The sequence below is a fragment of the Luteococcus japonicus genome, from assembly GCF_003752415.1.
Taxonomy (GTDB): domain Bacteria; phylum Actinomycetota; class Actinomycetes; order Propionibacteriales; family Propionibacteriaceae; genus Luteococcus; species Luteococcus japonicus.
Genome location: NZ_RKHG01000001.1, coordinates 1,845,649 through 1,858,022 on the forward strand (window position 1 = coordinate 1,845,649; position 12,374 = coordinate 1,858,022).

The 12,374-nt window shown below is 68.6% G+C and carries 13 protein-coding genes and 1 pseudogene; 8 read left to right on the plus strand and 6 right to left on the minus strand.

Annotation, left to right across the window (positions count from 1 at the left end):
* Window positions 1-24 precede the first annotated feature (24 nt).
* The 3 genes from cysE (at window position 25) to EDD41_RS08975 (ending at window position 2,348) form a co-directional block, all read left to right on the plus strand.
* Window positions 25-879: a serine O-acetyltransferase gene (gene cysE, locus EDD41_RS08965; RefSeq protein ID WP_123575651.1), complete on the plus strand. Its 855-nt coding sequence runs from the start codon at window positions 25-27 to the stop codon at window positions 877-879.
* Between the two features lie 148 nt (window positions 880-1,027).
* Window positions 1,028-1,852, plus strand: a complete 825-nt coding sequence (locus EDD41_RS08970; RefSeq protein ID WP_123575652.1) for an IclR family transcriptional regulator — start codon at window positions 1,028-1,030, stop codon at window positions 1,850-1,852.
* A gap of 46 nt (window positions 1,853-1,898) precedes the next feature.
* Entirely contained in the window at window positions 1,899-2,348 is a 450-nt protein-coding gene (locus EDD41_RS08975; RefSeq protein ID WP_123575653.1) for a mycothiol transferase, read from the plus strand.
* A 77-nt stretch (window positions 2,349-2,425) separates the two neighbouring features.
* On the opposite strand, the gene EDD41_RS08980 is transcribed toward EDD41_RS08975, so the two are convergent.
* Both EDD41_RS08980 and EDD41_RS17515 read right to left on the minus strand, forming a co-directional pair.
* Window positions 2,426-3,022, minus strand: a complete 597-nt coding sequence (locus EDD41_RS08980) for a hypothetical protein (RefSeq protein WP_245995589.1) — start codon at window positions 3,020-3,022, stop codon at window positions 2,426-2,428.
* A 32-nt stretch (window positions 3,023-3,054) separates the two neighbouring features.
* Window positions 3,055-3,918, minus strand: coding sequence for a hypothetical protein (locus tag EDD41_RS17515; RefSeq protein ID WP_245995590.1), 864 nt, complete (start codon window positions 3,916-3,918; stop codon window positions 3,055-3,057).
* On the opposite strand from EDD41_RS17515, the gene EDD41_RS17520 reads away from it, so the two are divergent.
* Window positions 3,904-4,266, plus strand: a complete 363-nt coding sequence (locus EDD41_RS17520) for a LacI family DNA-binding transcriptional regulator (protein ID WP_245995591.1) — start codon at window positions 3,904-3,906, stop codon at window positions 4,264-4,266. The two genes, EDD41_RS17515 and EDD41_RS17520, sit on opposite strands and share 15 nt — an antisense overlap.
* 527 nt (window positions 4,267-4,793) lie before the next feature.
* Entirely contained in the window at window positions 4,794-6,581 is a 1,788-nt protein-coding gene (locus EDD41_RS08995) for a cytochrome c oxidase assembly protein (RefSeq protein ID WP_148060522.1), read from the plus strand.
* Between the two features lie 146 nt (window positions 6,582-6,727).
* Here the strand turns inward: EDD41_RS08995 and EDD41_RS09000 are convergent.
* Together EDD41_RS09000 and EDD41_RS17825 are read right to left on the minus strand one after the other, a co-directional pair.
* Window positions 6,728-7,084, minus strand: a pseudogene (locus EDD41_RS09000) (SRPBCC domain-containing protein); the annotation flags it as partial.
* Between the two features lie 21 nt (window positions 7,085-7,105).
* Window positions 7,106-7,234: a hypothetical protein gene (locus tag EDD41_RS17825; protein WP_281273115.1), complete on the minus strand. Its 129-nt coding sequence runs from the start codon at window positions 7,232-7,234 to the stop codon at window positions 7,106-7,108.
* Window positions 7,235-7,328: 94 nt separating this feature from the next.
* Between EDD41_RS17825 and EDD41_RS16840 the strand changes: the two genes are divergently transcribed.
* A complete protein-coding gene (locus tag EDD41_RS16840; protein ID WP_170165304.1) occupies window positions 7,329-7,802 on the plus strand; it encodes a pyridoxamine 5'-phosphate oxidase family protein in 474 nt (157 codons plus the stop codon).
* 6 nt (window positions 7,803-7,808) lie between these two features.
* On the opposite strand, the gene EDD41_RS09010 is transcribed toward EDD41_RS16840, so the two are convergent.
* Complete coding sequence (locus tag EDD41_RS09010) at window positions 7,809-8,237, minus strand: pyrimidine dimer DNA glycosylase/endonuclease V (RefSeq protein WP_123575659.1); 429 nt, start codon at window positions 8,235-8,237, stop codon at window positions 7,809-7,811.
* A gap of 81 nt (window positions 8,238-8,318) precedes the next feature.
* Between EDD41_RS09010 and EDD41_RS09015 the strand changes: the two genes are divergently transcribed.
* Window positions 8,319-9,269: an SDR family NAD(P)-dependent oxidoreductase gene (locus EDD41_RS09015; protein WP_094765599.1), complete on the plus strand. Its 951-nt coding sequence runs from the start codon at window positions 8,319-8,321 to the stop codon at window positions 9,267-9,269.
* 181 nt (window positions 9,270-9,450) lie between these two features.
* On the plus strand, window positions 9,451-11,805 hold the full coding sequence (locus EDD41_RS09020; RefSeq protein WP_281273116.1) for a heavy metal translocating P-type ATPase: 2,355 nt from the start codon (window positions 9,451-9,453) through the stop codon (window positions 11,803-11,805).
* A 108-nt stretch (window positions 11,806-11,913) separates the two neighbouring features.
* Here the strand turns inward: EDD41_RS09020 and rplI are convergent, their stop codons facing one another.
* Window positions 11,914-12,363: a 50S ribosomal protein L9 gene (gene rplI / locus EDD41_RS09025; RefSeq protein ID WP_094765600.1), complete on the minus strand. Its 450-nt coding sequence runs from the start codon at window positions 12,361-12,363 to the stop codon at window positions 11,914-11,916.
* Between the last annotated feature and the right edge of the window lie 11 nt (window positions 12,364-12,374).

Consider the following 12,374-nt stretch of genomic DNA (forward strand, 5'->3'; position numbering starts at 1 on the left):
GCTCCCGTCCTGAGAGGCTGTCCCATGATCCGAAGCGCAGCGCCCTCCCCAGCCGGCTCGACTCCCCACTACTGCACCCCCGTGGGCGACGACCAGATCTGGGACCGGATCCGTGAGGAGGCGGAGGCCGACGCCGTCGCCGAGCCTGCCCTGGCGGGCTTCCTGAACACAGTTGTGCTGGGGCACGAGACACTGGCGGACTCGCTGAGCTACCTGCTGGCCGCCAAGCTGGCCAGTCAGACCGTCACCGCCCTGACCCTGCGGGACCTCCTCCAACCGGTCTTTGCCGAGCACGACGGGATCATGACGGCGGTGCAGGCAGACCTTCAGGCCATCGTCACCCGAGACCCCGCATGCCGCGGCTACTCCCAGCCGCTGCTGTACTTCAAGGGCTTCCACGCGATCCAGGCCCACCGCGTCAGCCACCACTACTGGAAGCAGGACCGCAAGGCCTTGGCCCTGTTCATGCAGAGCAGGATCTCCGAGGCCTTCGCCGTGGACATCCACCCGGGCGCACGGCTTGGCAAGGGGCTGATGTTCGACCACGCGACCAGCGTGGTGATCGGCGAGACGGCCGTGCTGGGCGACGACTTCTCCATGCTGCACGAGGTCACCCTGGGCGGCACCGGCAAGGTCGGTGGGGACCGCCACCCCAAGATCGGCCGCGGCGTCATGATCGGAGCCGGCGCAAAGGTCCTGGGCAACATCTCCGTCGGAGAGGGCGCCAAGATCGGTTCGGGTTCGGTGGTGCTGCACGACGTTCCGGCCCACACCACCGTCGCGGGTGTACCGGCCAAGCCCGTCGCCTACCCGCGCACGGCGCTGCCTGCCCTGGACATGGACCAGTCCCTGGACGACGAGGAACCCTCCGGCGAATGAGCCTCGGCGGACTCCGTGCAAATTCTCGTTCTTCGGGTCCGGCGTGCCACTTATCACTCCTGACTACGGTTTCTGCACCGTCTGGTCGAGTGGAGATAGTCTGTCGTGACGGCCAAGGAAGGCCCGCCAGGAAGAGGAGATCCGTGGGATGACCACGCCCAGCAGTTCAGCCGAACCCGGTGCCACGGCAGGCACCCCGCGTTCCCGAGACTCTCGAACGGCGGTGGACAAGGCCTTGGCCCTGCTCAGCGCCTTTGGGAACGACGCATCGGTGGGCGTTGGCGTCAGCGAACTCGCCCGACGCGCGGAACTGAGCAAGTCGACCTCCTTCCGCCTGCTGGGAATGCTGGAGCGCAATGGTGCCGTGGAGCGCGCGGGCAGCAACTACCGCCTCGGCCCCCTGCTGCACCAATTGGCCAGCCCCATCGTGATGCCGGAGATCGACTTGGTCCGCGACACCCTGACCCCTTTCCTGGCGCACCTCTACGAGCGCAGCCGGCAGACGGTCCACCTCGCGGTGCTCGAGGGCACCAATGTGGTCTACCTGAACAAGCTGCACGGCCTGCAGAGCATCCCCACACCGTCGCGGATCGGCGGCCGGATCCCGGCCTACTGCACCGGCGTCGGCAAGGCCATGCTGGCCTTCGACCCGGAGCTCACCGAGCGCATCGTCGGTGGCAAGCTGACCCGTTGGACTCCCCACACCATCACCGACCCCGACCGCCTGCGCGCCGAGTTGGCTCGCGTCCGCGCCGACGGGATCGCCTATGACCGCGAAGAGGTCCGTCAGGGACTGGTGTGCGTCGCAGCCCCGGTGCGTGGGCCGAATGGCCGCCCCGTGGCCGCGATGTCCGTCTCCGGCCCGGCGAACTCCTTCAATCCCCGCTCCCAGGCCCCGGCCATGCGCGCCATCTGCGCCGAAGCGTCGCGGGCCTATGCCGCGCGCCTGCGGATGTATCGCCGGCGCGGTTGAGATCCTGAGTCCGTCCGAGCCAGCCCGCCGACCCCATGGAGCCTCGATGAGCACCGACCGCATCCTGCTTGAGTTCACCCTCACGAAGTTCGACGAGCTCTTCGAGCTGATCGGCGGTGCCGGCGATGAACTGGCGAACCGCCGCCCCTCGGCCCAGGGCGCCAATTCCCTGTACGCGATCGGTGCGCATGTGCTGGGCATGGTGCGCTTCTGGAGCTGCACCACCAATCGTGGTGTGGAGGTGGAACGGGATCGTGACGCGGAGTTCACCGCCACGGGCGGCGTCGCGGAGCTGCTGGAGCGCGCGGCCGTCGAACGGGAGCGCTTCATCACCGACGTCGTCAGCGTGCGGGCCCACTCGGTTCCCGCGAGCAAGCCCGAGGGACGCGACGAGCAGTGGCTGGTGAGCTGTCACGGCGTCCTGCTGCACGTCTTCGAGGAGATCTGCCAGCACCTGGGCCACGCCGAACTGACCCGGGACCTGCTGCGCGGCTGATCGGCGCCGGAATCCACGAAAACGTGGCCGGGACGTCCGTGGGACGTCCCGGCCACGTTCATGGGCCGGGCCCGGTGTCAGCCGATCCGCTCGACGGAGAAGTCGTCACCCAGCTCGGCCACGACGGCAGCCTTGTCCTGCGCCTCGAGGAAGCGCTCGGCGGCCTCCTTCGTGCAGCTGACGACGAGCTTCACCTGGCCCTCGCGTCCGTTGGCGAAGGTAACCAGACGCTGAGTGACCTCAGCACGATCGCCATGGATGTCGACCAGGCTGGGGTCCGCGGTTCCGATCGAGATGACCTTGCGGTCCTCGTCGAAGCGCAGGATGAGGCTGGTCCACAGGGCGCCCGCGTCGTGCACGGCCAGCACCACCGAGCTGTCCGGCGTGACGAGGGCCTCTGCAGCAGCGACCACCTCGTCGTGCGAGGCACCCAGCTTCCACTGCAGGCCCAGCGTCTGGTCGACCTGCTCGCGGTTGGCGGCATACAGCGCGTCGGCGGCAGCCTGAAGGTCATCCACCCGGCTGGGTGTATCGGCCACGTCGGCGCCATGGGTGTGGCGGCACTTGACCACCTCCCCCTTCTCCAGCAGGCACACGATCCGGCGAGCCCCCTTGGCGGAACGCAGCAGCAGGTGCTGGGCATTGCGCCACTGGTCCACATCCAGATCGGCCATCAAAACACCACCGTGAAGCATTGGAGTTCCTTTCAGCTCTTCAGCGAGCAGTCGTAGACGTTGATCGAGTAGGCGGGCATGGACGCCAGCAGCTGGCTGCCCTGGACGGTGCCCGGCTGGACGGTGCCCGGCTGGCCGGACCACAGTTCGGTCGCCTTGTCCGCCTCGAAGGGCAGTTCGACGCGAGCCTCGATGGCCTCGGCCGTCGGGTTGGCGACGAAGACGACGCGGCGCTCCTCGTCGGCCAGGTCGGCATGGACGACCATGTCCAGGCGGGCATCGCTCTTGCGGACGGCATCCACCTCGGCCGCGGTGCATGCCTGGTCGAGCACACTGGCGGCGTCATCCCCGTCCTTGACGACGAACCACTTGCCCTGGCCGGACTCGACGGCGTCCTTGAGGATGGTGCACGGGTTCATCAGCGAGTCGAGCTCCGGCAGCTTCGGGCCGACCACGGCACAGCCACCACCGGCGACGAAGTCCACCAGCGACTGCTGGGTCTTCTCGTCGAGGTAGTCGAGCGTCGGCAGCACGATGATGCGTCGCTCACCCCAGCGTGCGGGGTCCAGGTCCGTGTCGGAGATCACGAAGTCGTGACCACCTGCGGAAAGTGCCTCGAAGTAGGCACCGAAGGCCTTGCTCTTCTCCAGCTGGACCGGGGCGTCGAAGCCGAGCGTCTCCTCGCTGATCGTCAGCGGGTTGGCGTACTCGCTGAAGCCCGACGGGGTCTCCAGGAAGTCGCCGGGGAAGGAGACGAGCACCGAGGCTGCCTCGAGCCGGTCGTACTCGCGGTTGGCCAGCAACAGCACCTTCGCGTCACGCCGCAGCCCGGTGAAGCTGCCCTCGGACTGCATCCGGTTGGCATTGCCGAACATCTCCGCGTGGTCCTCGCGCACCCGGCCGTCGCGACGGATCGGGGAGTCGAGCCAGCTGGCCGACGGATTGCGGACCTGCCAGAGCGCCCGACGGCCGTCTTCGCCGCCTCGGACCTGATGGCCCTGGGGATGGTGCGCGCCTTCGCCGAGCGAGGCATCCGCGTACCGGACGACATCAGCATCATCGGCTTCGATGACCACGAGTTCGCCGCCCAGTTCAACCCGCCGCTGACCACGGTCCGCCAGGACTTCGCGGCGCTGGGGCGGCTGTGCCTTTCCAGCCTGCGCAACCCCGAACCCGACGCACTCCGGATGATCTCCCCCACGCTCGTGCTGCGTGAGAGCACAGCCCCACCGCCCAGTGCGTGACCACCCTGCCCCCGTCACCCCGCGCACGTGGCTTGATTTCGGAGTACCCAGCTTGGGGTACCGCCCCAGCTACGTACCGCCAGATCAAGCCACGTCGGTTCCAGGCCCCCGTAGACACCCGACGGGATGCCGGGCCTGTGCACGAAGCCATCCCGCGGCGCGTTCTGGTCAGATGACCCCACAGGGTTCTCCACAGATATCGCCCAAATGTGTGCGCAACTCTCAACCGGAGACTGACGCGTGGAGTTGACCACAGCACCCCTCCACAGCTGTGCACACACGTCCACAGCCCCAAAGAGCCGTTGACTAGGCTTAACTTGTCCACAGGGTTACTCACACCTGTGGAATTCCATCCCTGCAATTTTCCCCAGCAGTGGACAACTCTGTGGACAACTCTGCACGGGAGGTTGAGGTGGCACTGACTAGGACGAACGTCATGGGAACCCGGGTCCAATCCGATGGACGAGCCGCCGCGTGGCACCCGTGCGGCTCACGTCATATCGTGGGGACACCCACGCGTGATCCACATGGCGTGGCCAAGCCGCGCCCTTCCCCAGGCGCGCACACCGGAGGACACCGTGCTACTCACCACCCAGTTCGCCGTCGACCTGTTGGTCTGGCTCGCGGCAGCGGTCACCATGGGCGCCTGGACGACGGCGGCATTCATCCGCCCCCGTCGCGGCGCCAATCGGCTGCGGCTGGACGGAGACCGGTTGCTGGGCCTCGCCCGTCTCTCGTCGCTGGCCGGAGTGGGTGCCTGCATTGCCATGGCCAGCCTGACGCGCACCGACGCCGGTCTTGGACACGGCGAGGCGCTGGCCTGGTGCATCGCCGCCGGAGCGGGCCTGCTGAGCACCCTGTTCACCTTCCACAAGCAGTGGGAGAGCGCCATCTACGCGCTGGCACTGCAGGCCATCGCCCTGGTGGCCCCCATCGCCTCGACGGAGAACCAACTCCCCCGCAACCATGACCTTGCCGGTGATGCACGGATGATCGCCGCCGTCGCCTTCACCGTGCTGGCCGGCACCTGGATCTGCCGCCTCTTCCTCACCGCCGACGAGGCAGGCAGTGGCCGGGTCTACTTCCGGATGCGCTTCCTGTCCCTGGCAGCGGCCGCCGTCGTCGTGGTCTGTGACCTGACCACCGTGTGGGCCCAGGGTGGCCAGATCGACGACGACGCCCGCTGGCACCTGGGACGCGCCGCCGCGGCGCTGCTGATCGCCGCCCTGTCCTGGGTGGACAAGGCCATCACCTGTCTGGCGGCCGCCGTGGTGGGGGTGCTGGGGCAGTTCGCCGCCGCCAGTGCCTTCCGCACGCTGCCGGACATCGTCGGCGAAAGCGTCCCGACGGATGTCGCCGCCATCGGCTACTCCGTCGCAGACTGGCCGACGCTGGTGAACCTCCTGGTCAAGTGGCGGATCAACCTGTTCTTCCTCGGCCTTGCAGTGGTGGCCGTCGCCTTCTACCTCTACCTCGTCGCCCAGCTCAACAAGCGGGGAGACCACTGGCCCGCCGGCCGCACCTTCGCCTGGGTGACGGGCTGGGTGATCGTGGTCCTTCTGACCTGCTCCGGGGTGGGCCGCTATGCCCCGGCCGTCTTCAGCGTGCACATGTTCATGAACCTGGGCCTCAACATGTTGGCCGCGATGATCTTGACCCTGGGTGGATTCATCACGCTGGTGCTGCGCGCCACCCCGGCGCGCAGCCGTGACGAGGCCGCGGGCCTTCGCGAATGGGTGGCCTGCACCATGAAGTCCCGCTACCTGGGATTCATGTACAACCCGATCATCGCGCTGGTCTTCATGACCGGCACCTACTACGTCTTCTACCTCTCGGGCCTGTTCACCGCCAGCCTCCACACGCACTGGCTGCACCAGTTCTTCTACCTGCACTTCCTGGTCAGCGGCTACATCTTCTACGGCCTGATCATCGGCATCGACCAGCCGCCGCACCCGCTGCCACACATCGGCAAGCTGGGGCTGATCATCGGCGCGATGCCCTTCCACGCCTTCTTCGGCGTGATCCTGATGGCCAAGCAGACCGTCTACGGCGAGAGCTTCCTGCACGCCCTGGGCCACCCGTGGCTGGAGGCTCGCGGCCTGATGCACGACCAGTGGGTCGGCGGAACCATAGCCTGGGCCGGCGGCGAGTTCCCCCTGGTGATTGCCCTGATCGCGCTGCTCACCCAGTGGCATCGGCAGGACAGCAAGGAGTCGAACCGCTTCGACCGGCACGTCGACGCGGGCACCGACGACTCCTACGACGCCTACAACCAGATGCTCGCGCAGCTGGCCGAGCGGGACCGCCAGGGCTGAGCCGCTCGGCTGGGCAGGTCGCGTCCGACGCACCTCGCGCCGCATACTGCTCGGAACGCCTCATCCTGCTCGTCGCGACGGGTGTCCGGGCGCAGTGTGCACCAGGTGGCGCCACGTGCCCGACACGGCGCACTGTGAGCCGAGGCTCACCCCAGGGCCGCATACTGCGGCCCATAGGTGGCCAGGCATTCCTCGAAACCGGGCGAATGCGTGCCCTCGACGGCCGCCACCAGCCGGGCCAGGTAGAACTCCCACCCGGCGCCGAGGTCGCCCAGTGGCACGTCGGCCGGGATCCGGCCATGCCGCAGGGTGATCGCCGAGCCGGCGGTGCGCGGCTCACAGGTCAGGGTGATGGGCCAGTCAAAGGGGGCCGGTGCGGTGGAGGCCAGGGCCAGCAGGGCCGGCGGCTGACAGGCCTCGATCCGCATGCCGGACTCCTGGTCGCTCTCCTCCTCGCTCATCGTCACCAGGACCTCGTCGCCCACCCGCGTATCCATTCCGTCCGTGGTGCGCCACGGGCCGTATCACCGGGCGGTGCGCTCGGACTCGGTGATCCAGCGCCACAGTTCGTCGACGGTGACCGACAGCTCGCGGGTGAGCAGCATCGCGCGCCCGGGTGCGACGCCCTCAAGGCGTCCGTGCAGGGTCTCCATGCTGCCAACCGTCCCACGAATCCGCCCGCAGGGGTATGGCGACGAGGCACCGGATCGACAAGTCTGGGAGCAACCCATCCCAGAAGGAGTTCTCATGACTGCTCCCAAGACCCGCGACGAGGTCCTCGAGATGCTGCGCTCCCAACGCACTGCCATGGTCACCACTCTGGACGGTGACCAGCTCGTCAGCCGCCCGATGGCACCGATGCACGTCGACGACGACGGCACGCTGTGGTTCTTCACCGAGGCGGACAGCGACAAGGCCGACCAGGTGGAGTCGATCCCCCACGTCAACGTGTCCTTCTCCCACGGCGACTACCTCTCGGTCAGCGGCCCCGGTCAGGTGGTGCAGGACGTCGAGCAGCAGAAGGCGCTGTGGAACACGGCTGTGGAGAGCTGGCTGCAGTGCGAGCCCGACGATCCCATGGTTCGTCTCCTGAAGGTCCAGCCCAGCACCATCGCCTACTGGAGCACCCCGAACACCGTCGCCACCCTGCTGGGCATGGCGAAGGCAGTGGTCACCGATGAGCAGCCGGACCTCGGCGATTCCGGGGTGGTCAACGTCTGATCCGGCTCAGGCTCGTTCCCAGCCGGCCACGTCCCCGGGAACCACCCGGAAGACCGGGTGCGCCGGCGGGGCGGAGGCGGGCAGCGAGCCCACCAGGTGCGGGTTGCGCACTTCGACCTTGCGGCGCAGGTGCCGCAGTTCGTGCTCGAGCTGCCCGTCGGCGACCTCCAGGCTCCCCTGCCAGACGGGGATGTCGTCCAGACGGCCCCGGTCGAAGTGGTGCCCTCGTCGGTCTGCCTCGTCGGCGACGGCCTGCAGGTAGGCCAGCACGGCTCCACGCGGGTCGGGAGACTCCCGGAAGCGCTCCAGCTGTGGGTGGTGCCGGTAGCCCGTGGTGCGGCCGCCCAGCACTGCCTGCGCCAGCAGGCCCTCCCGCCACAGCGCCACCAGTCCCTGCCGGTCCAGCAGCGACGGGTGTAGTGACCACAGCCTCATCTGCGCATTCCTTCCCGGATCCGGCCCATGGGGGCCTGGAATCGGTCACACTCTACGAAGACCCCACCACAGGAGCCCACCATGACCACATTGAACACGTCCCAGCACCGACCAATCGCACTGGTTGCCGGCGCCTCCAGAGGCCTTGGACTGCTGCTGGCCACCGAACTTGCCCGCCTCGGTCACGACCTGGCCCTGTGCGCACGCAACGAACAGAGCCTGGACCAGGCGCGCAAGCAGATCCTCGCGGCACATCCCGAGGCACAGGTGCTGGTGCATGCCTGCGACGTGTCGGACGGGGACGCGGTGGCGGGCCTGGTCGAGCGCGTGGAGGCCGAGCTCGGTCCCATCGAGGTGGCCCTGCACGTGGCCGGCATCATCCAGGTGGGGCCATGGCAGGCCACCCGACGCGAACACTTCGAGCAGGCCATCAACGTGATGCTGTGGGGCCCGATCAACCTGGCGCTCGCGGTGACGCCGCGGATGGCGGAGCGCGGACACGGCCGCTTCGGTGTGGTGGACTCCATCGGTGGGGTGGTCAGCCCACCCCGGCTGCTGCCCTACTCCGTCGCCAAGTTCGGCGCGGCGGGACTCACCGAGGGGCTCAGCGCCGAACTCGCCGGCACCGGCGTCACTGTGACGACGCTGGTTCCCGGCCTGATGCGCACCGGTTCCCACACGGCGGCCACCTTCTACGGCGACGCACCCCGCCAGTACGCCTGGTTTGCCCCGGCGGCCTCGCTGCCGCTGCTCAGTCAGGACGCGCAGCGGGCGGCGCGCACGATGGTGGCGGGAGTCCTGGCCGGCCGTCCGGTGGTACACGTCGGCATCCTCAGCGCGGCTGCCCGACGCGTGCACGGCCTCGCTCCCGGGCTGACGGTGCACCTGATGGGGGTGGCGAGCCGATTGCTGCCCTCGGGCACCTCCCCGGAGGTGGTCGACGGCAGGACCGCGCGGGATCGGCTGTCGTCGCCGCTGGTCAACCGCCTCACGGCCTTGGGAGACCGCGCAGGGCGCCGCAACAACGAATAGGCACCCGGAGGGATTTCTTGAATTCTCCCGCGTTGTCCTCCTGTCATGTCGCATGGCCAGCCGCTGCTCTTCGTCGGGGATGGCTTTCCGCAGACCGACATCGGCGTCGTGCAGCACCGATGACACGACGTAGGCTGGATGACGGCTTCGTGCACTGGGCAGGAAGCACAGGAGGAGAACCGTGAGCGCACCCGTCCAGAGCCGACGCGATGGTGCCTCCCCCACGGACAAGCAGCTGGAACTCGACATCTCCGGCATGACCTGCGCGGCCTGCGCCAACCGGATCGAGCGCAAGCTGAACAAGCTCGATGGTGTGACCGCCATGGTCAACCTGGCCACCGAGCGGGCCCTCGTCCAGGGCCTCGGCACCTCCAACGATGACGTGGCGCTGGCCATCTCCACCGTCGAGAAGGCCGGCTACGGCGCGGCGCTGCACGATGACGAGGACGACACCTGGACCCAGCGGGCCGCGGCGGAGCGCACTTCGTCGCTGCGACGACGGATGGGCGTGGCGGGCCTGCTGAGCATCCCGCTGATGTCGCTGACCCTGCAGCTGGCCCTGGTGCCCAGCGTGCGCTTCCCTGGCTGGCAACTGGTGTGCGTGTTGCTGGCCCTGCCCATCGTGACGTGGTGCGCCTGGCCCTTCCACCGCGCGACGGTGCGCGGTATCCGGCACCGCTCGCTGAGCATGGACACCCTGATCTCGCTCGGCGCCACGGTCAGCTTCCTGTGGGCCCTGTGGACCCTGAAGTACCCCGCCACCGATGCCGGCTACTGGTTGGGTTTCGGCCGTACGCCTGCCGGCGCCGATGCCGTCTACCTCGACGTCGCGGCCGGCATGGTCACCTTCCAGCTGGCCGGGCGCTACTTCGAGTCCCGCGCCCGGCGACGTGCCGGCGAGGTGCTGCACGCGCTGGGCAACCTGGCCGCGAAGCAGGCACGTCGGCTCCTGCCCGACGGCACCACAGAGATGATCCCTGCCGAGGAGCTGCGGCGCGGAGACTCCTATGTCGTGCTGCCCGGTGAGCGCTTCGTCGCCGACGGCAGCATCGCCGACGGCTCCTCCACCATCGACAGCTCCGCCATGACCGGTGAGTCCGTCCCGGTTGAGACTGCTCCGGGCGACGCGGTGCTGGGCGGCACCACGAACCTCACCGGCCGGCTGGTCGTCCTCGCGGAGGCCGTGGGTGCCCGCACCCGGCTGGCACAGATGGCAGCCATCGCGGACGAGGCGCAGCGACGCAAGTCCCGGGTGCAGAAGATGGCGGACAAGGTCACCCAATACTTCGTGCCGTCGGTGATCGTCCTCGCCATCGTGGTGGGGCTGGCGTGGTTCTTCGCGACGGGTTCGGGCGCCCGAGCGCTGGCCAATGGCGTGGCGGTGCTGATCATCGCCTGCCCCTGCGCCCTGGGCCTGGCGACGCCGACAGCCCTGATGGTGGGCGTCGGACGGGCCGGTCAGCTGGGCATCCTGGTGAAGGGGCAGGACGCCCTGGAGTCCTCCGGCCGGATCGATACCGTCGTCCTGGACAAGACCGGCACCCTGACCACCGGCCGGATGGCGGTCACCGACGTCGTCCCCGCCCCCGGCCTGACGCCCAGCGACGTGCTGGTGCCCGCCGCCGCCGTCGAACGTTCCTCGGAGCACCCCATTGCGCGCGCCATCGTCACCGTCGCCGACGACCTGACCGCACTGACTGGCCCCTCGACGAGCTCGGGGACCGAGGAAGGCTCGAGGACCGATCGCTCCACCACGATGGCCGAGCCTCCCCACGTCACCGACTTCCGTGCCCTGCTCGGCTGGGGCGCCCGCGCCCTGGTGGACGGCAAGGAGTGCATCGTCGGACGTCTGGACACGGTCACCGCGGCCTCCCCCACGACCCCCGAGCCTGTCGAGGGGTGGGCCACCGACGCCATCACCTCCGCCGAGCGCGCCGGGGCTGTGGCAGTGGCCGTGCGGCACGACGGCACGTTGCTGGGTGTGGTGACGATGGCTGACCAGGTGAAGCCGAGCGCGCAGTCGGCCGTCGAGAAGCTCAAGGAGATGGGACTGCGCACGGTCCTGCTCACGGGCGACTCGGAGCTGGTGGCCAACCACGTCGCGGCGCAGCTCGGGATCGACGAGGTCCGTGCCCGGGTGCTGCCCGATGAGAAGTCCGGCGTCGTCCAGTCACTGCGCGACGAGGGCCGCAATGTGGCGATGGTGGGCGATGGCATCAACGACTCGGCGGCGCTGGCGACGGCCAACCTGGGCATCGCGATGGGCCAGGGCACCGAGATCGCGATGAAGAGCGCGGACATCATCATCGTCCGTGATGACCTGCGGACCCTGGTGGATGCCATCCAGCTGAGCCGCCGCACCATCTCCACCATCAAGATGAACCTGGTGTGGGCCTTCGGCTACAACATCGCCGCCATCCCGATCGCCGCGGCCGGCCTGCTGAACCCGCTGATCGCCGCCGCCGCGATGGCGATGAGTTCCGTGCTGGTGGTCTCCAATTCGCTGCGGCTGCGCACCTACGAACCGGTGGACTGACTCGCGGCGTGCCGCACCGCACGGGTACCCATGACAGCAGGGCCCGCACCGACGAATCGGTGCGGGCCCTGCTGGTGTGCTGTGTCAATCAGTCCCGAGGGACGGAAATCACTTGGCAGCGACGGTCACGGAGATGTGGGCGGTCACGGCCTCGTGCAGCTTGATGCCGACGGTGTGCTTGCCGGTGAGCTTGATCGGCTTGGCGATCTGCACGGCGCGCTTGTCGACGGCGGGGCCACCGACGGCCTTGACGGCCTTGACGATGTCAGCGGCGGTGACGGCTCCGAAGAGCTTGCCCTCGGCGCTGGCAGCCTGGGCCTCGTAGGTGACCTCGAGGGCCTCCAACTGGGCCTTGACCTCGTTGGCATGCTCGATGCCGCGGATCTCGCGAGCGTCACGAGCGCGCTTGATGCCCTCGATCTGCTTCTCGGCGCCGCGGGTCCAGCGGATCGCCTTGCCCTGGGGCATCAGGAAGTTGCGGCCGTAGCCGTCCTTGACCTCGACGACGTCGCCGGCAATGCCGAGCTTCTCGACGGGTGCGGTGAGAATGAGCTTCATGAGTCAGACTC